Below are 20,469 nucleotides of genomic sequence, written 5' to 3'. Positions count from 1 at the left end.
GTGGACAACCTGGAACTCGGGGGCAGGACCGTCGTCGTCACGGGCGGTACCCGTGGGGTGGGGGCCGGGATCGCCCGGGCGTTCGTCGAGGCGGGCGCGGACGTGGTGGTCTGTGCCCGCAGACCCCCCGACGTACCGCTGGAGGGCACGGAGTTCGTGTCCGTGGACCTCCGCGACCCGGCCGCCGTGCACGCCTTCTTCGCCGCGCTGCCCCGGCTCGACGTGCTGGTGAACAACGCGGGCGGCGCGCCCTACCGGCCACTGACGGAGGCGGACGCCGGGCGCCACGCGCGCGTGATCGAGCTGAACCTCATCGTGCCGCTGACCGCCTCGCTCGCCGCGTTCGAGCACCTCAGGCGGGCCCGGGGATCGATCGTGATGATCGGCAGCGTGAGCGGGGCGCGGCCGTCGCCCGGGTCGGCGGCGTACGGGGCGGCCAAGGCGGGCCTGGAGAACCTGGCCCGTTCGATGGCCGTCGAGTGGGCTCCCGACGTTCGGGTCAACACCCTCGTCGTCGGCATGGTCCGCACCGAACTCTCCCATCTGCACTACGGCGGCGAGGACGGCATCGCGGCCGTCTCCCGCACCGTCCCGCTGGGCCGCCTCGCCGACCCGTCCGACATCGGCGGGGCCGCGGTCTTCCTCGCCTCGGACGCGGCGAGGTACATCAGCGGGGCCTCGCTGCTCGTCCACGGCGGCGGCGAGCGGCCCGCCTTCTTGGACGCGGCGACCGCCAACAAGGCCGACAGGCCCTAGGAGGACTGAGATGAGTGGACCGCTGCTGTGCGAGGGGCGGGTCGTGATCGTCACGGGCGCCGGGCGCGGACTCGGCCGCGCGCACGCGCTCGCGTACGCCGCCGAGGGGGCGCGGGTCGTCGTGAACGACCTCGGGGTGGGCCTCGACGGCACGCCCGGCCCGGACAGCCCGGCCGCGCGGGTCGTGGAGGAGATCCGGGCGGCGGGCGGACAGGCGGTGGCCCACGGCGGCGACATCGCCACCACCGACGGCGCCGCCTCCCTCGTACGCACCGCGCTGGAGACGTACGGTCGCCTGGACACCCTCGTCAACAACGCGGGGTTCCTGCGCGACCGTATGCTCGTCAACCTCGACGAGGACGACTGGGACGCCGTGCTGCGCGTCCACCTCAAGGGCCACTTCCTGCCGCTGAAGCACGCGGCGGCGCACTGGCGGTCGCAGGCGAAGGACGGCCGCACGCCCCGGGCCAGGGTCGTCAACACCAGCAGCGGGGCAGGTCTGTTGGGTTCGGTGGGACAGGGCAACTACAGCGCCGCCAAGGCCGGGATCATCGGCCTGACCCTGGTCGCCGCGGCCGAACTGGGCCGCTACGGAGTCCAGGTCAACGCGATCGCCCCCGCGGCCCGCACCCGGATGACCGAACGCACCTTCGCGGGCATCATGGCGGCCCCCGACGCCGACTCCTTCGACGCGATGGCCCCCGAGAACGTCTCCCCCCTCGTCGTCTGGCTCGGCGCGAGCGCGAGCACCGGAGTCACCGGCCGCGTCTTCGAGACCGAGGGCGGCCGCATCACCGTCATGGAGGGCTGGCGCCCGGGCCCCACCGCGGACAAGGGCGCCCGCTGGACCCCGTCCGAGGCCGGCGACACGGCCCTGAAGCTGCTGGCGGAGGCGGAGGTTCCGGGGGCGGTGTACGGGGCGGGGTAGGGGGCGTTTCAAGGGGGCGCCTCCATCCGTGAGGACGTGCCCCTGTGGGCGCGTGGTTCAAGGACCGGACGGGCCGGGGGAGTCCAGCCGCGCCAGCGCGCTCGCCGCCCGGTCGCGGATCACGGGGTCGGTCGCGCCGGTGAGGACGCGCAGGATCGGCAGGCCGTGGGGGTTGCCCAGGTGGCCCAGTACGTCCGCGCCGAAGGCCTGGCGGAGAGGGTCGGGGGCGGCGCACCACTCGACCGCCGCCCGGAACGTCTCCTCGTCGCCGCGCAGGCCCAGCGCCGTCGCCGCCTCGGTCCAGTCGTCGTTGTCGGGGTCGGCGGGACGCAGGGCGCGGGCGGCCAGTTCGGCGGCGGGCGCGGTGATCCCGAGGGCGGATTCGAGGAGGGTCGCTATCGCGGCGTGGCCCGTCTGCTGATCGTCGCTCGCGACGGGATTCCCGGCCGGGTCGAGGAGTTGGACCTCCACGGTGATGCCGCCGTCCTCCGGGTAGCGGTGGGTGACGGAGGGATGGCCCGGGCCCCAGGTCTCTTCCAGGCCCGCGCGCACCTCGGTCTCCACATCGGCGGTGAGCCGGCGGTGGGCCTCGGCGAGCGCCGCCGACCGCGCCCGCGCTCCGTGCCGCAGGAGGGCGCGTACGCAGCCGGGTGAGCCACGGCGGGCGGCCGCGACGAGCGGTGGCTCACCGGTCGGGCCCGGGCGGTCGGGGTCCGCGCCCGCCGCGAGGAGCTCCCTCACCACCGCGACCCGCCCCAGCCGCACCGCCCACGTCAGCGCCGTGAACCCGAACTCCTCCACCGTGTCCGGCGCGGCCCCGGCCGCCAGCAGGGCGCGTACGACCTCCGTGTGCCCACCGCACGCCGCCCCGCACAGCGGCGCGTCCGTGCCCTGGCTGAGCCGGTCGGGCGCGGCCCCGGCCACCAACAGCAGTCGTACGACGCCGGGCCGGTCGCTCACCGCCGCGAGATACAGCGCCGTCTGGCCGTCCTCGTCCACCGCGTCCGGGCTCACACCGGAGCGCAGCAGCCGTACCACCGCGTCCTCGTCACCCTCGTGCACAGCCGTGAAGAGGTGTGCCGCGGGGTCGTTCGTGCTCATCCTTCGACCCTCGCTCGCGAAGGACGCGAGAGGCAAAGTCTTTGGGGGTGTTGTGTCTCACCTCCCCACACGCACACCCGCGCGCGTCGCACGTCCTACGTGTCGCACTCCAGCACCGTCCTGCACAGCGTGCAGCGCGCCCGTACCCGGCCCCGGACCGGCACGCGGATCCGCTGGTGGCAGGTCGGGCAGGGGAAGGAGACGCGCAGGGGCCCGCGGCTGTCGGGGCTGAACGCGTAGGGGACACCCGGGTGCGGGCCCGGTGCGTGCTGGTCCTGGGCGTGCCGTCGGTCCTTCGCGTAGCGGCGGCGGCCCGCCCAGCCGGCCGCGGTCAGCGGGGGCTGCTGCTCGTCGCGGCGGGCCTGCGCCATGCCCTGCGTGTACGCCGTGTACGCCTGTGGGCTGGTGAACCAGATCGAGGGGTCCTCGTCGAAGACCAGGGCGCGTTTGGCGAGGACGTAGCCGAACTCCTCCGGGGTGAGGTAGCCGAGTTTCTGTGAGGAGTCGGCGTCCTCCCGGTAGGCGTCGAGAAGCAGCCAGCCCGCGCCGAGGTAGGTCGCCGCGGTGTCCGTGAGGATCTCGTTGTCGCGCGTGCCGGGGAAGTAGAGGTCGAGGCGGTGCAGATAGACGTGCATCACCTCGTGGGCGAGGGCCGCGCCGATGTCCCGCCGATGGGAGCGGAAGCGGTCGTTCAGTTCGACGAAGTACTCGGGGCCCGCCGTGAGTTCGACGTTGGCCGCCTGGGTCATCTCGCGGAAACCGATGATCAGCCGGGCGTCCGGGAGGTGGTAGTGGTGCACCATCTCGCGAGCCACGCGTTGCGCGCCCAGATGCAGGTCGTCGATGTCGCCGAAGGCCACGTCGGCGGGGGCCACGCTGGTCGCGAAGGTGTGGATGGTGTCGTACGAGAGCCGCTTGTAGAGCGCGGTGATCGATGCCCGCACCGTGTCCAGATGCGGGAAGCCGTGCTCGACGGGTCCGCCGTTCGCCACGTCCGTACCCCCTGAAGACGCCGGGCCTCCTGCATTCCACTCTAAGCGCCGTTCCGGTGGGTGGCGGGGCGCGGCTGGCCGAAATGGGGTCCTTGTCGGAGCGCTCCGGTGTCTAAATAATTCGCAAAGGCTTGGCGGGTGCATGTCACTCGGTGTGTGCGACGGCTGTCGTGTCGTGCGGCCTCGGTGTGACCCCGTCGGGCTTCCAACCCCCCACGAGAGGAAGCACGTTGAAGTCTTCGAAGAAGTTCACGGGCATCAAGAGAGTCCTCGCCCTCGGCGCCGTCACCCTCGCCACCGTCTCGCTCCAGCCCGTCTCCGCGCAGGCCGCGCCCACGCCCGTCGTCGGCGGCACCCGCGCGGCGCAGGGAGAGTTCCCGTTCATGGTCCGGCTCTCCATGGGCTGCGGCGGAGCGCTCTACACCCAGCAGATCGTCCTCACCGCCGCGCACTGTGTGAGCGGTTCCGGCAACAACACCTCCATCACCGCCACCGCCGGCGTCGTCGACCTGCAGAGCAGCAGCGCGATCAAGGTCAAGTCGACCAAGGTGCTCCAGGCGCCCGGCTACAACGGCAAGGGCAAGGACTGGGCGCTGATCAAGCTCGCCTCGCCCGTCAACCAGCCCACACTGAAGATCGCCACCACCACCGCGTACAACAACGGCAACTTCACCGTCGCCGGGTGGGGCGCCGCGCGCGAGGGCGGTGCCCAGCAGCGCTACCTCCTCAAGGCCACCGTCCCCTTCGTCAGCGACGCCACCTGTCAGCAGGCGTACGGCAGCGATCTCGTGCCCGGTGACGAGATCTGCGCCGGGTTCGTGCAGCAGGGTGGGGTCGACACGTGCCAGGGTGACTCCGGTGGGCCGATGTTCCGCAAGGACGACTCGGGGGCGTTCATCCAGGTCGGGATCGTCAGTTGGGGGCAGGGCTGTGCGGAGCCGGGGTATCCCGGGGTGTACTCCGAGGTCTCGACCTTCGCCGCCGACATAGCCAGAGCGGCGTCCACCCTGTAGGGGCTGAGCCCCTCCGATCCTGGGTGCGTGCCTTGGGTGCGGGTGCGGGTGCGGGTGGGCGGTGGCTGGTCGCGCCGTTCCCCGCGCCCCTTGGACGGGGCTGCGCCCCGATTCCCCGTCCGGCTGTGGTCGTTCGGGTGCGGGTGGGTGTGGGCTGGTCGCGCCGTTCCCCGCGCCACTGGGGCCGGGGCTGCGGCCCCGGATCCCCCGGCCGCCGGAAGTTCTTCGGCTGTCGGATGGTGGGGGCTGGGCGCGCCGTTCCCCGCGCCCCTAAGAGCCTCGGGCGGCCGGGGTTCGAGGCCATGGCTGAAGGACGCACCCCACCCACCCCGGCCCGCGTCATTCAGCCCGTCCGGCGTTTGAGGACGAGGTCGGAGGCCGATGACCCGCCCACCCCGGTGCGCGTCTTCAGCCTGTCCGGCGTTTGAGGACGAGGCCGTTCAGGCCGATGGGGGTCTGGGGGCGGAGCCCCCAGGTTGGGGATGGGACGGGTAGGGGCGGCGGGGGCGGGGGAAGGCCGTTGTCGTTGCCGGGGCGCTCGGCCGGGGCTCATCGGCCCGGCGCCGACGCAGCCGCGTCAGGGCGCCTCAGGACCGGCGCCGTCGGCGACGTCTCCTGCAGCTCCAGGACCCACACCTCGTTGGCACCCTCACGCAGCACCGGCCCAGGAACGTACAACGACCGCTGCGGCCCCACCGACCAGTACCGCCCGAGACAGAACCCGTTGACCCACACGAACCCCCGCGTCCAGCCCGGAAGTTCGAGGAAGGCGTCCCCGGCGCCACGCACCTCCACGGTGCCCCGGTACAGCCCGCGCCCGCCCTCCGCAGGCAACCCCCCGAACGGCATCCGCCCCACGCCCCCGGCATCGAACGCGTCAAGACGCAGCCCCCGCGCCCGCACCCCGTGCAGATACTGCCGCTCGTGCAACATCCCCCCGGTGATGCCCTTCGGCTCACCCGAACGCGGACCGTAGTTGACCCTCCCCAGGGACTCCACCCACGCCTCCACGCGCGCGTGCCCCGCGACAGGCTCCTTGAGCCCCGGATCGTCCTCGGTGAGCACACCGGCCGCCACACCGTCGACGTACACCACCGCCAGGTCCCGCAGCCCGCGCAGCAGGAGGGGGTACGGCCCCCGCGGACCGGGGACGGTCACCTCGTACTTCACCAGGCCCCGGTCGACGTCCAGTTCCTCGAAGGTGGGCGGGACGGGGTACTCGGCGTCCCGGCTGCCCAGTGTCTCCAGTACGGCGTCCAGGGCGGCCCACTCCCGAAGGTCCACGGCCGCGCCCGCACCGAGCGGCGCGGGCGCGGGCGGCAGCTCAGGCAGCGGCCCGTCCGCGTACGCGCCCAGGATCTCCCTGAAGCGCCAGAACTTCTCGGTGGGACGGCCGAGTTCGTCGATGGGCGCGTCGTAGTCGTAGGAGGTGACGTCGGGCTCCAAGGGGCCCTCGTGCAGCGCGCCCCCGCCCCGGTTCGCCCCCGCCCAGCCCGCGAAGTTGGTACCCCCGTGCGCCATGTACAGGTTGACCGAAGCCCCGCACTCCAGGATCTCGCGCAGCGCCTGTGCCGCGTCCCCCGCATCCCGTACGACGTGCTCGCCGCCCCAGTGGTCGAACCAGCCGCACCAGAACTCCATGCACATCAGCGGCCCCTCGGGCCGGTGCCGGCGCAGCACCTCGAAGGCCGCGCGTGCGCGGGAGCCGAAGTTGACGGTCGCGAGGACACCGGGGATCGAACCGCCGGTGAGCATGTGGTCCTCGGGACCGTCCGAGGTGACCAGCGGAACGCTCACGCCCTCGGCGCGCAGCACGTCCGCCAGGCGCCGCAGATACACCTGGTCGGAGCCGTAGCTTCCGTATTCGTTCTCGACCTGCACCATCAGCACCGGCCCGCCGCGGTCGATCTGCCGCGGCACGATCTCGTGCAGCACCTGGTGGAACCAGCGCTCCACATGCCCCACGTACTCCTCGTCCCTGGTGCGCAGCTTCCCCGTCAGCCAGTGCGGCAGCCCCCCGTTCTCCCACTCCGCGCAGATGTAGGGGCCGGGGCGCACGATCGCCCACAGGCCCGCCTCCCGCACGGCGTCCAGGAACCGGCCCAGCGCCTGGACGTCGCGGTACTCGCCCGGGCGCGGCTCGTGCAGATTCCACGGGACGTACGTCTCCACACAGTTGAGCCCCATCGCCCGCAGCATCGCCAGCCGATGCCCCCACTGCTCCTCGTGCACCCGGAAGTAGTGCAACGCGCCGGACAGCAGCCGCACCGGGCGCCCGTCCAGCAGAAAATCCGTGTCCCCCACCGTGAACTCGCTCATGAGCTCACCCTCACCTCTGGCGGCGGCCGCGTCCATGGACAAAGATCAGCTCTGGTTGGACCAAAGAGTGACGCCGGCGGCAGGGGCGCGGAGGGCGGGAGGCGCGCGGATGCACCACACCTGGATGCGCTATTTCTCCCCCGCTCCCGTCCACCACCGGCTCGGCCTCGCCTGCCTCGGCGTAGGCATGCAGCACGGCGAACTGCCCACCGTCGGGCCCCGCACCCTCGACCACCACGTGGCCGTCGTCGTCAGCGCGGGCGGCGGCTGGTTCCGAGGCCCCGACGGACACCACCACACCGTCACCGCGCCCGCCCTGCTTTGGCTCACCCCCGGCGTACCCCACCACTACGGACCCGACCCCAGCTGGGACGAGTGCTTCGTCGACTTCACCGGGCCCGCCACCGCCACGTACACCGAACTCGGCTACATCGAACCCGACCGCCCCGTCGTGCCGCTCTCCGACGCCACCGGCGCCCGCGCCACCGTCGGCCGCATCGCCCGCGCCGCCCGCCGCGGCAACCCCCTCCTCGAAGTCGAGACCGGCGCCGCCGTCCATGAACTCCTCGTCGCCCTGCGCCGCGCCCGCGCCGACCTCGCCCCCGACGGCGACCCCGTCCTGCACGCCCTCGCCCGTGACGCGTTCCAGCCACTGTCCGTCGCCGAGCACGCGGCCCGGCACGGCATGACCCCCGCCGAACTGCGCGCCGCCGTCCGCCGCGGCGCCGGCCGCAGCCCCAAGGACTACCTCCTCGGCATCCGCCTGGGCCGCGCCAAGGAACTCCTCGCCGCCACCGAACTCCCCGTCGCGGCGGTCGCCCGACGCGTCGGCTACGACGACCCCGCCTACTTCTCCCGCCTGTTCACCCGCCGTGTCGGCATGGCCCCCGTCCGCTTCCGCGAACAGCAGGGCCGCACCCTCCCCGGCGGCGGGAGCGACCGCATACCCGACCCCGACGATCCGCCCATGATCGAGCCCCCGCACGCCACGTAAAGTTGCTCCTCATGACCACCAGCAACACCAGCAACACGAACGACGGGGCGGGCGGCGAGGTCGACCCCGCCGTGCGTGCGGAACTCGCCCGGCTGCGCGACAGCATCGACAACATCGACGCCGCCGTCGTCCACATGCTCGCCGAACGCTTCAAATGCACCCAACAGGTCGGCCATCTCAAGGCCGCCCACCAACTGCCGCCCGCCGACCCGTCCCGCGAGGCCCACCAGATCGCCCGGCTGCGCCGTCTGGCCGAGAGCGCCAAGCTGGATCCGGCCTTCGCGGAAAAGTTGCTGAATTTCATCATCGCCGAGGTCATCCGGCACCACGAGAGCATCGCGGACGGTGCCGGGCGGGGCGCGGCGGCCACGGGGGAGTGACACCGGGTGCCCCCAGCGTGCATCCTGCGTGAGCACTCCCTGTCAGGTGTCAGGCCAATGGCACATGCCGGCCGACCGTCCGTACGGGCCCCAGGGCACCCGCCACCCGTGGCACCCGCCATTCGCGGCATCCGCCATCCGTGGCACCCGCCCCCCGGCTCGTACCGGCCCGGGCCGGCATGTGGCCGATCGAGGGGACGTCGGGCCATGCCGTCGGATGCCAAGATCCTCATCGTCGACGACCACGAGGACACGCTGTACGCGCTCGAAAGCGCCCTCGCCCCGCTGGGCCACCTCGTGACCCGCGCGACCAGCGGCGACGACGCCCTCAAGGAAGTGCTGCGCGGCCAGGTCGGACTGCTCCTCCTCGACGTGCGCATGCCCGGCGTCAGCGGCCTCGACGTCGTGCGCTACATGCGCCGCCTGGAACAGACCCAGCACATCCCGGTCATCCTGCTCACCGGCTTCGGACGGGACACCGAACTGTCCGCCACCGCGTTCGCCCTCGGCGTCGCCGACCTCGTCATGAAACCCGTCGACCCCTGGACCCTGCGCACCAAGGTCCGCTACCTGTACGACACCCACCAGCGCCGCCGGGCCCTGGAGGCGGAGGTGCGCGAGTTACGCGCCCGGACCGAGGAACGCGCCTCACCGCCCGCCCCGGGCCGCCTCCACCCCGACACCCGCCTCCACCCCGACACCCGCGTCCCCCCGCAACGCGACGGCCACACCGACGCACGGGACGCACGGGAGGCACGGGAGGCATGGGAGGCATGGGACGCACGGGAGCGGGACCGCACCGCCTGAGTACGCCGATCCCGCCGTGACCGTGCCGAACAAAAGCCGCATACCGGGCCTGCCCTGTGTCCTGTCCGAGCCATCAGGCAGCATGTCCCCCATGTCCGTACTGACGCGCGACGAAGCGCAGACCCGTGCCCAGCTCCTCGACGTCCACCACTACGGGATCGCACTCGACGTGACCCGCGGGGACGAGACCTTCGACTCCCTGACCGTCATCCGGTTCACCGTCCGCGCCGACGCGGACACCTTCGTCGAGCTGAAGCCCGCCGAGCTGCGCTCCGTCACCCTCGACGGACAGCCCCTCGACCCCGAGGCCCTCGACGAGAACCGGCTGCCCCTCAAGGGCCTCACCGCGGGCGAGCACGAACTGCGCGTCGACGCACGGATGCGCTACTCCCGCACCGGCGAGGGCATGCACCGCTTCACCGACCCCACCGACGGCGAGACCTACCTCTACACCCAGCTGTTCATGGAAGACGTCCAGCGCGTCTTCGCCGCCTTCGACCAGCCCGACCTGAAGGCCGTCTTCGAACTCTCCGTGACCGCCCCCGACGGCTGGACCGTCCTCGCCAACGGCGTCACCGAACACCTGGGAGAGGGCCGCTGGCAGGCCGCCCCCACCCCGCTGATCTCCACCTACCTCGTCGCCGTCGCCGTCGGCCCCTGGCACTCCGTCCGCACCGAGCACCGCGGCCTGCCCTTCGGCATCCACTGCCGCCGCTCGCTCGCCCCCTACCTCGACGCCGACGCCGACGAGATCCTCGACGTCACCCGCGCCTGCTTCGACCGCTACCACGAGAAGTTCGACGAGCCCTACCCCTTCGACTCCTACGACCAGGCGTTCGTCCCCGAGTTCAACGCCGGCGCCATGGAGAACCCCGGCCTCGTCACCTTCCGCGACGAGTTCGTCTACCGTTCCGCCGTCACCGACACCGAACGCCAGACCCGCGCCATGGTCATCGCCCACGAAATGGCCCACATGTGGTTCGGCGACCTCGTCACCCTGCGCTGGTGGGACGACATCTGGCTGAACGAGTCCTTCGCCGAGTACATGGGCTACCAGACCCTCACCGAAGCCACCCGCTTCACCGACACCTGGACCGACTTCGGCGTCACTCGCAAACCCTGGGGCTACGACGCCGACCAGCGCCCCTCCACCCACCCCGTCGCCCCCGACCCCGACGCCGTCCCCGACACCGCGTCCGCCATGCTCAACTTCGACGGCATCTCCTACGCCAAGGGCGCCTCCGCCCTGCGCCAACTCGTCGCCTGGCTCGGCGAGAAGGACTTCCTGGCCGGCATCAACACCCACTTCGCCCGCCACAAGTTCGCCAACGCCACCCTCGCCGACTTCATCGACAACCTCGCCTCCGCCACCGAACGCGACGTCCACGCCTGGGCCGACTCCTGGCTGCGCACCACCGGCGTCGACATCCTCACCCCCACCCTCACCGCCGGACCCGACGGCACCCACACCCTCACCGTCGAACACCACGGCAGCCGCCCGCACCGCATCGCCGTAGGCCTCTACGACAACGACCTCGGCGTCGAAGGCCGCCTCACCCTGCGCGACCGCCTCGAAGCCGACGTCCCGGGGACCGAGCCGACCGTGATCGGCAAGCGCCCCGCCCTGCTCCTCCTCAACGACGGCGACCTCTCCTACGCCAAGGTCCGCTTCGACCCCGAGTCCTTCCAGACCGTGCGCACCGCCCTCGCCGGACTGCCCGAACCCCTCACCCGCGCGGTCGTCTGGAACGCCCTGCGCGACGCCGTCCGCGACGGCGAACTGCCCGCCATGGCCTACATCGACGCCGCCCGCGCCCACCTCCCGCACGAGAGCGACCTCGCCCTCGTCCAGGGCGTCCTGTCGTTCGCCGCCGCCCAGGTCGCCGACCGCTACCTCCCCGCCGAGGACCGCCCCACCGCACTCGCCACGCTCACCGACCTCTGCCGCGACCTCATCCGCCGCACCGAGGACGGCTCCCAGCCCGGCCTGCGCCTCACCGCCGTGCGCCACTGCATCGACGTCGCCGCCCACCCCGACACCATCAGCGCCTGGTTCTCCGAAGGCACCGTCCCCGGCGGACCCGAACTCGACCCCGAACTGCGCTGGCGCATCCTCGGCCGGCTCGCCGTCCTCGGCGCCATCGACGACGCCGTCATCGAGGCCGAACTCGTCCAGGACCCCAGCGCCACCGGCCAGGAAGGCGCCGCCCGCTGCCGCGCCGCGCTGCCCGACCCCGAGGCCAAGCGCCGCGCCTGGGAGGAGATGTTCACCTCCGACCACCTCTCCAACTACCTCTTCACCGCCACCGCCCAGGGCTTCTGGCAGCCCGAACAGACCCACCTCGTCCGGGAGTACGTCGAGCGCTACTGGGCCGACGCCGTCGCCGTCTCCGCGCGTCGCGGCCCCGCCATCGCCGATGCCGCCGGGCGCTACGCGTTCCCCGTCCACGCCGTCGCCCCCGAAACCCTCGCCCTCGGCGAAGCGTGCCTCCGTGACGCCGACCCCATCCCCGCCCTCCGCCGCAAACTCGTCGACCAACTCGACGACCTGGCACGGGCGTTGAAGGTACGAGCCGCATAACCACGACCTGCGGCCACGGGCGCGCGGGGGCTGGTCGCGCAGTTCCCCGCGCCTCTAAAAGCCCGGGGTCGTCCGGCGCTCCAGGGCGAGGCCGGTGGTCGCACCCCGCCCACCCCGGCCCACGCCATCCAGCCCGTCCGGGTGTGAGGAAGGGGCCGGAGGCCGATGCCCCACCCACCCCGGCCCGCGTCTTTCAGCCCGTCCGGCGTTTGAGGACGAGGCCGTTCAGGCCGATGCGGGGGTCTGGGGGCGGCAGCCCCCAGGGATGGGACGGGTAGGGGCGGCGGGGGCGAGGAAAGGTGGTTCCCGTCCCGGCGTGGCGTCTAGCAGCTTCACCCCCCACCCATATTTTCTCCGCCCACCAGTACCCCCATTCGGGTCGGATCGTTGACCTTTCAGGGCGCGCAGGCCCATCCCCGTACAGGCTGGTACTCCCCCTGCCGCGCGCCCACCGGAGGACACCTCATGAGCACGCCGCCCCTCGCCTCAGGCCCCGAAGGTCCCGGCGCGCTGAGGCCGCTGCTCGACACCGTCCTCGACGCACTGCGCGAGGGCGGCGAGGCACGCGGCGGACCACTGCCCGCCGGCGGACCGGAGAGCGTGGCCCGGCGGGTACGGGACGCGGTCGGCGACGTACTGCCCGAGCAGGGAACCGAAGACGCCCTACGCGTCCTCGTACGGGCTCTCGCCGAGGGCGCGGCCGACCCCGCCGACCCCCTGTGCGCCGCCCACCTGCACTGCCCACCCCTCGCCGTCGCCACCGCCGCCGACCTCGCCGCCTCCGCCCTCAACCCCTCCATGGACTCCTGGGACCAGGCCCCGGCCGCCTCGGAACTGGAGGCACTCGTCACCCGGGCCCTCGCCCAGGAGATCGGCGCCGGCGACGCCCTGGTCACCACCGGCGGCACCGAGTCCAACCAACTCGCCCTCCTCCTCGCCCGGGAGGCACACGCCGGCGTGCGGCTCATCCACGGCGCCAACGCCCACCACTCCCTGCCCCGCGCCGCCTGGCTCCTCGGCCTGCCCGACCCCGTCGTCGTCCCCGCCCCCGCCGGCACCATGGACCTCGCCGCCCTCGACGAAGCCCTCACCGAACTCCAAGGCCACCGCGGCTCCCTCCTCGTGGCCGCCACCGCAGGCACCACCGACGCCGGACTCATCGACCCCCTGCCGGACATCGCCGACCTCTGCGAAGCCCACGGCACCCGCCTCCACATCGACGCCGCCTACGGCGGAGGCCTCCTCTTCAGCGACCACCACCGCGGCAAGCTCGACGGCCTCGACCGCGCCCACACCGTCACCCTCGACCTGCACAAACTCGGCTGGCAGCCCGTCGCCGCAGGCCTCCTCGTCGTCAAGGACCCCCACGACCTCGACGCCCTGAGCCACCGCGCCGACTACCTCAACGCCGACGACGACACCGAAGCGGGCCTCCCCGACCTTCTGGGCCGCTCCCTGCGCACCAGCCGACGCCCCGACATCCTCAAAGTCGCCGTCACCCTCAAAACCCTGGGGCGAGCGGGACTCGGCGCGCTCGTCGACCAGGTCTGCGCCCGCGCCGTCGAGCTGGCGGACCTCGTCGAAGCACACCCCGGCTTCGAGCTCTACGACCCGCCCACCCTCAGCACCGTCCTGTTCCGCCCCGCCGAGGCCTCCGACGAAGCCGTCGCCGCCGTACGCCGCACCCTGCTCCACGAAGGACGCGCCGTCCTCGGCCGAGCCCTGCTCGACGACCGGCTCTGGCTCAAAGCCACCCTCCTCAATCCCCACACCCGGCCGGGCGACCTGGCCGCGCTCCTGAAACTGGTGGAAGGACACACACCCCGATGAGCCCGACGCCCCTCCCTCCACTCCACGAGCCCGACGCGCCCCGCGACCTCGTGGGCATCGGCATCGGCCCGTTCAACCTCTCCCTCGCCGCCCTCGCCCACCCCCTCCCCGAACTCGACAGCGTCTTCTACGAACAGCGCCCCGGCTTCGACTGGCACCCGGGCCTGCTCATCGACGGCGCCACCCTCCAAGTCCCCTTCCTCGCCGACCTGGTCACCCTCGCCGACCCCGCCAGCCCCTGGTCCTTCCTCAACTACCTCAAGGACCGCGACCGCCTCTTCCCCTTCTACTTCGCCGAGCGCTTCCACATGCAGCGCGCCGAGTACGACGCCTACTGCCGCTGGGTCGCGGGCCGCCTCCCCGGACTCCACTTCGGCCACCAGGTCGACGCCGTCCGCTGGAACCCCGAACGCGCCCTGTTCGAAGTCGACTTCACCCAGCTCGGCAGCGAGGGAGAAGCCGAGGCCCTCGGCCGTACCTACAGCCGCAACATCGTCCTCGGCGTCGGCACCGCACCCCACATCCCCGAGCCCCTCAAACCCCTCGTCGACGCCCCCGGCGTCCCCGTCATCCACGCCGCGGACTACCTCGCCCACCGCGAACGCTTCCTCACCGCCGAACACATCACCGTCATCGGCGCGGGGCAGTCGGGCGCCGAGGTCTTCCTCGACCTCCTGCGCAACCGGCCCGCCGGACGCGAGAAGATCCACTGGCTCGCCCGCACCGAGGCCTTCGCCCCGATGGAGTACTCCAAGCTCGGCCTCGAACACTTCACCCCCGACTACACCCGCTACTTCCACGCCCTCACCGAGCCCGTACGCGACCGGCTCGTCGCCGCCCAATGGCAACTCCACAAGGGCATCGACGCCGACACCATCGCCGCCATCCACGACGAGCTCTACCGCCGCACCCTCCACGGCGGCTGGCCCGACGCCGTCCTCACCCCCGCCGTCACCGTCCGCACCGCGGGCCGCGTCGCCACCACCCAGGTCGAACTCCACCTCGAACACGGCCAGCAGGGCGCCCGCACCCGCCTCATCACCGACGCCGTGGTCCTCGCCACCGGCTACCGCGAACGCCCCCTCGGCCAGATCCTCGCCGGACTCGACCCCTACCTGCGCCGCGACAGCGCCGAACGCCCCCGCATCGACGACCAGTTCCGCCTGGCCCTCGACCCCGCCGTCAACGGCCGCGTCTACGTCCAGAACGCCGAACTCCACACCCACGGCGTCGGCGCCCCCGACCTCGGCCTCGCCGCCTGGCGCAGCGCAACCATCCTCAACTCGCTGACGGGCAAGGACCCCTACCCGCTGCCGCGCCGTACGGCCTTCACCACCTTCGGACTCGAACCCCAGTCCCAGGTCCCGCCCGCCCGCCACACCGCCCAGACCCTCACCCCGCTCGTCGACGGACGGTAAGAAGAAGACCCCGGACACGCGCCCGGGGTCCAGAGAACAAGCGTGCTGGAACAGGCGGGCTAGAAGACCGGCGTGCCGTCCCGCGTGAGCTTCCAGTCCACCGAAGCGAACTCCTTCGGGTCGAGCACCCCCTTCGCGGTCACCCACTCGGCGATCCGCGTGCGGATCTCCGTCGACTCCGACCAGACCTCCTTCGCGGACGCCACATGGGGGAAGGCGCCGCCACCGTTCGCCCGGTAGTTGTTCACCGCGAACACGAACTGCTGCGCGTCGTCCAGCGCCGCACCGTTGTACGTCAGGTTCTTGATCCGCGAACCCTCCGCCTGCGCGATGTCGATGTCGTACCGGAGTCCCGACACATAGTCGTAGTTGTAGTCCGGACGGTTGTTCGCGTTGGTCAGCTTCTCCGTGTCGATCACCGCACCGGCCGCCGTCCGCACGAAGTAGTTCGCCGAGTACTCCAGGTACGCCCGCACCTGCGCCCCCGTCAGCACCTTCGCGACCAGCGTGTTGTCGTACACGTACAGGCTCGACAGATCCCGGATCGTCACCTTGCCGGCCGGGATCTCGGAGGTGCGCGAGAACGGCGAGGCCTGCGCGATCACGGGCAGCGACGCGTACTCCGTGCCCACCAGCGCCGCCTTGACCACGTCCTCCTGCACCTTGGTGATCAGGTCGATGATCGGGGCGTCCTTGTAACGCGCCTCGACCGTCGTCAGCGTGTCCGTGGCCGTGCCGACCACCTGGTTGACGTACGCCACCACCAGGTCGTGCTCGTCCTTCAGCAGCCGGGTGATCTTCGGGTCGTCGGCGACCGAGTTCGAGTTGCGGACCGAGGCCGCCACCGACTCGACCTGCCACTTCCCCTTCTCGAGGACCAGCTCGAAGTCGAACACCGACAGCCGCTCCGCATACGCCAGCGGCTCCGACAGCACCACGGTCCTGCCGGTCTTGGTGTTGGTGACCTTCAGCTCCGGGATCTCCACGTGCGCGTGCCCGACGAGAATCGCGTCGATCCCCGGCACCTGCTGGGCGACGAGCGCCGCCGAGTTCTCGACGTACGGCAGCTGGTCACCGTAGGAGGACGTGCCGGACGAACCGGAGTGCGCCGACACGACGACCACGTCCGCACCCATCGACCGCAGCTTCGGCACCCACTTCGCCGCCTGCTCCTCCAGACCCGGGAACGTCAACTTCCCCTGGACATACGCCTTGTCCCAGATCGCGATACCCGGGTTCGTCAGACCGAGCACCGCCACCTTCACCGACGGGGCACCCGGCACGTGAAACGTCTTCATGAAGTACGGCGGGAAAGCCGGCTTCAGCGTCTTCGCGTCCAGCGCGTTCGCACCCAGCAGCGGGAAGCGGCACTGCGACTCGAACTTCCGCAGCGTCTCGATGCCGTAGTTGAACTCGTGGTTGCCCAGCGCCACCGCGTCATAGCCGATCGCGTTCATCGCCTGCGCCATCGGGTGCACCGGACCGCCCTTGGCGGTGATCGGGTCCACCTTCGCGTAGTAGTACGTCAGCGGGGTGCCCTGGATCGTGTCGCCCGCGTCCAGAAGGAGGGTGTTGCAACGCCCCTTCTCCTTGCGGATCTCGTTCACCAGCGTCGAGATCCGCGCCAGCCCCTGCGCGTTGCCCGCCGTGTCCTTGTATTCCGCGTCCTTGAAGTAGTCCCAGTTGAAGACATGTCCGTGCAGGTCCGTCGTGCCCATGACGGTGAGGGAGTGCCGCTTCACAGGCTTCTTCCCACCCCCTGCCGCCGCCGAGGTCGCCGCCTGCGCGGACGGAGCCGCGACCGCACCGGTCAACGCCACCCCCGCACCCGTCACGGCGGACTTCTTCAGGAACTTCCGGCGGTTCAACGGCATGTCTATGGCTCCTTGGGAATTGGTCAACGACGCGCGTAGATTCTGACCTACACATGACACTCAAGAACAGGTCCGGGAGGTTTCCATCTGGTGACCACCGGGCACCACGCCCACCCTTCCGGTGACAGAGTGGGGCGTATGGCCCCCACCGCAGAGGAACCCCGACCCGCAGTCCCCTACGGAACCCCCGAATCACCCCGCATCGCCGTCCGCGGCGAAGCCCACCTCGAAGTCGACCCCGAGATCGCCCGCATCGGCATCACCGTCAGCGCCCGCGGCACCGACCGACGCGAGGCCCTCGCCGACCTCACCCGCCGCAACGCGACGGCCATGGACCTCGTGAAGTCCTACGGAGACGCCGTCGAACGCCTCGAAACCGGCGCCTTCTCCATCAGCCCGGAACTCACGAAACACGGCCGCGGCGAACGCGTCCGCGCCTACCACGGCCGCGTCCACCTCACCGCCGAACTCACCGACTTCACCGCACTCGGCGAGCTGACGACACGCCTCGCGGACCTCGACCTCACCCGGGTCGACGGCCCCTGGTGGGCCCTGCGCCCCGACTCGCCCTCCCACCGCCAAGCCCGACAGCAGGCGGTCCGCGAAGCCGTCCAACGGGCTTGCGAATACGCCGAAGCCCTCGGCACCACCCTCGCCGCCCTCGTCGAACTCGCCGACATCGGCGCCGAGAACGCCCAGCCCTACCCGGCGGCCCCCGGTCGCGCCATGCGCTCCATGTCCTTCGCCGGCGGCACACCCGAAGAAGCCGCCCCCCTCGACCTCGAACCCGAGCGCCAACACGTCTACGCCCAGGTCAACGCCCGATTCACGATGGCCCCGCCGGAACTGTAAAGCGCGGACCGGTCGCCATAAAGTACCGACGCGCTCATCAGAGCACCCCCGCGCACAATTCAACTGTTGTCAATAAGGCTTCATGCAAAGGTTGTTGAGTAGTCATGCTGGACCAATTCTCTACCGACCGGTAAGGCCTAGGCTCAAACCATGCGCCGAGCAAAAATCGTCTGTACATTGGGCCCCGCCACCGACTCGTACGACCAGCTCAAAGCCCTGGTCGACGCCGGAATGGACGTAGCCCGCTTCAACCTCAGCCACGGCACCTACGCCGAACACGAGGAGCGCTACCAGCGCGTGCGAAAGGCCTCCGACGAGACCGGCCGCAGCGTCGGACTGCTCGCCGACCTTCAAGGCCCGAAGATCCGACTCGGCCGCTTCACCGAAGGCCCCGTACTCCTTGAACGCGGAGACACCTTCACCATCACCGTCGAAGAAGGCGCCGAGGGCGACCGCCTCACCTGCGGCACGACGTACTCGGGCCTCGCGGCCGACGTCACCCCCGGCGAACGCATCCTCGTCGACGACGGCAAGGTCTGCCTCGAAGTCACCGCCGTCGACGGCCCCCGCGTCCACACCACCGTCGTCGAAGGCGGCATGGTCTCCGACCACAAGGGCCTCAACCTTCCCGGCGTCGCCGTCTCCGTCCCCGCCCTCTCTGACAAGGACGAAGCGGACCTCCGCTGGGCCCTGCGCACCGGCTTCGACGTCATCGCCCTCTCCTTCGTCCGCAGCGGCCGCGACATCGACGACGTCCACCGCATCATGGACGAGGAAGGCCGCCGCCTCCCCGTGATCGCCAAGGTCGAGAAGCCTCAGGCGGTCGAGGCGATCGACGACATCGTCGCCGCCTTCGACGGCATCATGGTCGCCCGCGGCGACCTGGGCGTCGAAATGCCCCTCGAGCAGGTCCCGATCGTCCAGAAGCGCGCCATCAAGCTGGCCAAGCGCAACGCCAAGCCGGTCATCGTCGCCACCCAGATGCTCGACTCGATGATCGACAACTCCCGCCCCACGCGAGCCGAGGCGTCCGACGTCGCCAACGCCGTCATCGACGGCACGGACGCCGTGATGCTCTCCGGCGAGACGAGCGTCGGCAAGTACCCCGTGGAAACCGTCCGGACGATGTCCCGCATCGTCGAGGCCGCCGAGGAGGACATCCTCGCCAAGGGCCTGCCGCCCCTGACCGACCGCAACAAGCCCCGCACCCAGGGTGGTGCGGTCGCCCGCGCGGCGGCGGAGATGGGCGACTTCCTCGGCGCCAAGTTCCTCGTCGCCTTCACCCAGTCCGGCGACACGGTCCGCCGCCTGTCCCGCTACCGCTCCCCGATCCCCCTGCTGGCCTTCACCCCCGACCCGGCCACCCGCTCCCAGCTGAACCTGACCTGGGGTGTAGAAACGTTCCTGGGACCGCACGTCGGCTCCACCGACGCGATGGTCGACCAGGTGGACGAACTCCTCCTGAAGTACGGCCGCTGCGAAAAGGGCGACATCGTCGTCATCACCGCCGGCTCCCCGCCCGGCGTCTCCGGCACCACGAACCTCGTACGCGTCCACCACATCGGAGAGGACGACAGCCCCAAGTAGCACCCAAGGAGAGGGGATCAGTATTTGGGGCCTACGTGGGCGTCCATGAGGGCGACGGAGGCCTTCTTGGCAACGGAGATGTTGTACGGGTTTCCGTTGCGGGTGCAGTGGGTCCACTGAATGCCGAGCTTGTCGAGTGTGTCGGTGTACAGCTGCCGGATGTCGTCGGAGACGTTGGTGAAGAAGTACCGGGGGTATTCGTAGCGCTTGCGCTCGCCTGCGATGACCTTCTCGGTCCAGTTGGTGATCCGGCAGCCGTCGGAGTGGATGAGACTGCGGATGAATTCCCAGGGATGAGCGTCGACGATTTCCTGTTGCCAGGGTTCGAGGGCGATCGGGCGCTCGTGCTTCTTGCCGGGGCCGTGCTGGGGGAAGAGGCAGGGCCAGTGCTGGCTGTATCCGACGACAGAGACGTACCCGACTGCTTGGACCCGGTTCGACTTCTTGCTGGGATTGATGGCTTCGATGGCGACAGCGCAAGCTTCGATGAGGCCTGGCCAAGTGTTGGCGCATGCGATGCGGAGAACGTAGCCGGCTCGCATGCCGGGGCTGATACAGCCGTCACCGAGGTAGAGCCCCAAGAGGTAGCTGTAGGCCGCAGTGTTGGAGGGTGGCTCAGCCGCTGGGCCGCATCTTGAGCATGGTGTGCGCTGCATGCGCGGTAACGGGTCGATGCGCGATTGCCAGCAACGGATCGCTGACCTGGATACCCCGGTCTCCTTGCTCACGGAGTTCAGGCTGCGCCCCTGAGCGACAAGTGCCAGAGCTCGCTCGCGTGTGCCCATGTCGTACATGTGGTTACTTTGTGCGAGTGATCGCGACCGTGCGCAGCAAAAAGCGGATGTTCACGACAACGGGAACATCCGCTTTTCTGTGGTGACCTTGGAATCCAAGGAAAAGTGCCCCGAGTCGGATTCGAACCGACGCTGTATGGGTTTTGAATCCATGGCCTCTACCGCTGGGCTACCGGGGCCCCTTCGAAACGAAGGTCAGCGGTCACCCGCCGTGACACCACCATACCGCAGCTGGGTAGGCTC

The 20,469-nt window shown here is 70.9% G+C and carries 16 protein-coding genes and 1 tRNA gene; 11 read left to right on the top strand and 6 right to left on the bottom strand.

From position 1 onward, the window contains the following. Positions 1-9: 9 nt before the first annotated feature. Entirely contained in the window at positions 10-756 is a 747-nt protein-coding gene (locus KVT44_RS34150) for an SDR family oxidoreductase (RefSeq protein WP_217571239.1), read from the top strand. 10 nt (positions 757-766) lie between these two features. Further along, complete coding sequence (locus KVT44_RS34145) at positions 767-1,684, top strand: SDR family oxidoreductase (protein WP_217571177.1); 918 nt, start codon at positions 767-769, stop codon at positions 1,682-1,684. 57 nt (positions 1,685-1,741) lie between these two features. Here the strand turns inward: KVT44_RS34145 and KVT44_RS34140 are convergent, their stop codons facing one another. Then, complete coding sequence (locus tag KVT44_RS34140; protein ID WP_217571175.1) at positions 1,742-2,785, bottom strand: ankyrin repeat domain-containing protein; 1,044 nt, start codon at positions 2,783-2,785, stop codon at positions 1,742-1,744. 95 nt (positions 2,786-2,880) lie between these two features. Continuing rightward, the gene (locus tag KVT44_RS34135) at positions 2,881-3,777 is read right to left on the bottom strand and encodes a hypothetical protein (protein ID WP_190170224.1); all 897 of its coding nucleotides are present in this window, start codon (positions 3,775-3,777) and stop codon (positions 2,881-2,883) included. A 230-nt stretch (positions 3,778-4,007) separates the two neighbouring features. On the opposite strand from KVT44_RS34135, the gene KVT44_RS34130 reads away from it, so the two are divergent. Beyond that, positions 4,008-4,790 carry a trypsin-like serine protease gene (locus tag KVT44_RS34130; RefSeq protein WP_217571173.1) on the top strand — a complete coding sequence of 261 codons (783 nt, stop codon included), beginning with the start codon at positions 4,008-4,010 and terminating at the stop codon, positions 4,788-4,790. A gap of 549 nt (positions 4,791-5,339) precedes the next feature. On the opposite strand, the gene KVT44_RS34125 is transcribed toward KVT44_RS34130, so the two are convergent. After that, positions 5,340-7,109: a beta-galactosidase family protein gene (locus KVT44_RS34125; protein ID WP_217571171.1), complete on the bottom strand. Its 1,770-nt coding sequence runs from the start codon at positions 7,107-7,109 to the stop codon at positions 5,340-5,342. 109 nt (positions 7,110-7,218) lie between these two features. Here KVT44_RS34125 and KVT44_RS34120 point away from each other — a divergent pair, with 109 nt between their 5' ends. From KVT44_RS34120 to KVT44_RS34095, 6 genes are all read left to right on the top strand, one after another. Beyond that, a complete protein-coding gene (locus tag KVT44_RS34120) occupies positions 7,219-8,103 on the top strand; it encodes an AraC family transcriptional regulator (protein ID WP_217571169.1) in 885 nt (294 codons plus the stop codon). An 11-nt stretch (positions 8,104-8,114) separates the two neighbouring features. Next, positions 8,115-8,483 (top strand): chorismate mutase, encoded by a 369-nt coding sequence (locus KVT44_RS34115; RefSeq protein ID WP_095858152.1) that lies wholly within the window; start codon positions 8,115-8,117, stop codon positions 8,481-8,483. A 207-nt stretch (positions 8,484-8,690) separates the two neighbouring features. Then, positions 8,691-9,290, top strand: coding sequence for a two-component system response regulator (locus tag KVT44_RS34110; protein WP_217571167.1), 600 nt, complete (start codon positions 8,691-8,693; stop codon positions 9,288-9,290). 82 nt (positions 9,291-9,372) lie between these two features. Next, the gene (pepN, locus tag KVT44_RS34105; RefSeq protein ID WP_217571165.1) at positions 9,373-11,871 is read left to right on the top strand and encodes an aminopeptidase N; all 2,499 of its coding nucleotides are present in this window, start codon (positions 9,373-9,375) and stop codon (positions 11,869-11,871) included. Positions 11,872-12,336: 465 nt separating this feature from the next. Then, positions 12,337-13,701: an aminotransferase class I/II-fold pyridoxal phosphate-dependent enzyme gene (locus KVT44_RS34100; protein WP_217571163.1), complete on the top strand. Its 1,365-nt coding sequence runs from the start codon at positions 12,337-12,339 to the stop codon at positions 13,699-13,701. Next, positions 13,698-15,119 carry a lysine N(6)-hydroxylase/L-ornithine N(5)-oxygenase family protein gene (locus KVT44_RS34095; protein ID WP_217571161.1) on the top strand — a complete coding sequence of 474 codons (1,422 nt, stop codon included), beginning with the start codon at positions 13,698-13,700 and terminating at the stop codon, positions 15,117-15,119. Before KVT44_RS34100 ends, KVT44_RS34095 begins: the two co-directional genes overlap by 4 nt. A 59-nt stretch (positions 15,120-15,178) precedes the next feature. On the opposite strand, the gene KVT44_RS34090 is transcribed toward KVT44_RS34095, so the two are convergent. After that, complete coding sequence (locus KVT44_RS34090; protein WP_190170233.1) at positions 15,179-16,993, bottom strand: bifunctional UDP-sugar hydrolase/5'-nucleotidase; 1,815 nt, start codon at positions 16,991-16,993, stop codon at positions 15,179-15,181. 138 nt (positions 16,994-17,131) lie between these two features. Here KVT44_RS34090 and KVT44_RS34085 point away from each other — a divergent pair, with 138 nt between their 5' ends. After that, positions 17,132-17,845, top strand: a complete 714-nt coding sequence (locus KVT44_RS34085) for an SIMPL domain-containing protein (protein WP_217571159.1) — start codon at positions 17,132-17,134, stop codon at positions 17,843-17,845. A gap of 150 nt (positions 17,846-17,995) precedes the next feature. Beyond that, on the top strand, positions 17,996-19,432 hold the full coding sequence (gene pyk, locus KVT44_RS34080) for a pyruvate kinase (protein ID WP_099923193.1): 1,437 nt from the start codon (positions 17,996-17,998) through the stop codon (positions 19,430-19,432). 17 nt (positions 19,433-19,449) lie between these two features. Here pyk and KVT44_RS34075 read toward each other — a convergent pair whose 3' ends face one another. Both KVT44_RS34075 and KVT44_RS34070 read right to left on the bottom strand, forming a co-directional pair. Then, the gene (locus tag KVT44_RS34075) at positions 19,450-20,226 is read right to left on the bottom strand and encodes a helix-turn-helix domain-containing protein (RefSeq protein ID WP_217571157.1); all 777 of its coding nucleotides are present in this window, start codon (positions 20,224-20,226) and stop codon (positions 19,450-19,452) included. Positions 20,227-20,332: 106 nt separating this feature from the next. Continuing rightward, positions 20,333-20,405 (bottom strand) — tRNA-Leu (locus tag KVT44_RS34070). Between the last annotated feature and the right edge of the window lie 64 nt (positions 20,406-20,469).

It is taken from the genome of Streptomyces sp. GbtcB7 (assembly GCF_019091445.1).
Taxonomy (GTDB): domain Bacteria; phylum Actinomycetota; class Actinomycetes; order Streptomycetales; family Streptomycetaceae; genus Streptomyces; species Streptomyces mirabilis.
This window is presented reverse-complemented; position numbering and strand designations above follow the sequence as displayed.

What these genes read in the sequence shown, in the direction of transcription:
- KVT44_RS34085 (WP_217571159.1), top strand. Translation starts at nt 17,132, where the DNA reads ATGGCCCCCACCGCAGAGGAACCCCGACCCGCAGTCCCCTACGGAACC.
- KVT44_RS34095 (WP_217571161.1), top strand. Translation starts at nt 13,698, where the DNA reads ATGAGCCCGACGCCCCTCCCTCCACTCCACGAGCCCGACGCGCCCCGC.
- KVT44_RS34145 (WP_217571177.1), top strand. Translation starts at nt 767, where the DNA reads ATGAGTGGACCGCTGCTGTGCGAGGGGCGGGTCGTGATCGTCACGGGC.
- KVT44_RS34100 (WP_217571163.1), top strand. Translation starts at nt 12,337, where the DNA reads ATGAGCACGCCGCCCCTCGCCTCAGGCCCCGAAGGTCCCGGCGCGCTG.
- KVT44_RS34090 (WP_190170233.1), bottom strand. Translation starts at nt 16,993, where the DNA reads ATGCCGTTGAACCGCCGGAAGTTCCTGAAGAAGTCCGCCGTGACGGGT.
- KVT44_RS34110 (WP_217571167.1), top strand. Translation starts at nt 8,691, where the DNA reads ATGCCGTCGGATGCCAAGATCCTCATCGTCGACGACCACGAGGACACG.
- KVT44_RS34120 (WP_217571169.1), top strand. Translation starts at nt 7,219, where the DNA reads ATGCACCACACCTGGATGCGCTATTTCTCCCCCGCTCCCGTCCACCAC.
- KVT44_RS34075 (WP_217571157.1), bottom strand. Translation starts at nt 20,226, where the DNA reads ATGTACGACATGGGCACACGCGAGCGAGCTCTGGCACTTGTCGCTCAG.
- KVT44_RS34125 (WP_217571171.1), bottom strand. Translation starts at nt 7,109, where the DNA reads ATGAGCGAGTTCACGGTGGGGGACACGGATTTTCTGCTGGACGGGCGC.
- KVT44_RS34115 (WP_095858152.1), top strand. Translation starts at nt 8,115, where the DNA reads ATGACCACCAGCAACACCAGCAACACGAACGACGGGGCGGGCGGCGAG.
- pepN (WP_217571165.1), top strand. Translation starts at nt 9,373, where the DNA reads ATGTCCCCCATGTCCGTACTGACGCGCGACGAAGCGCAGACCCGTGCC.
- pyk (WP_099923193.1), top strand. Translation starts at nt 17,996, where the DNA reads ATGCGCCGAGCAAAAATCGTCTGTACATTGGGCCCCGCCACCGACTCG.
- KVT44_RS34140 (WP_217571175.1), bottom strand. Translation starts at nt 2,785, where the DNA reads ATGAGCACGAACGACCCCGCGGCACACCTCTTCACGGCTGTGCACGAG.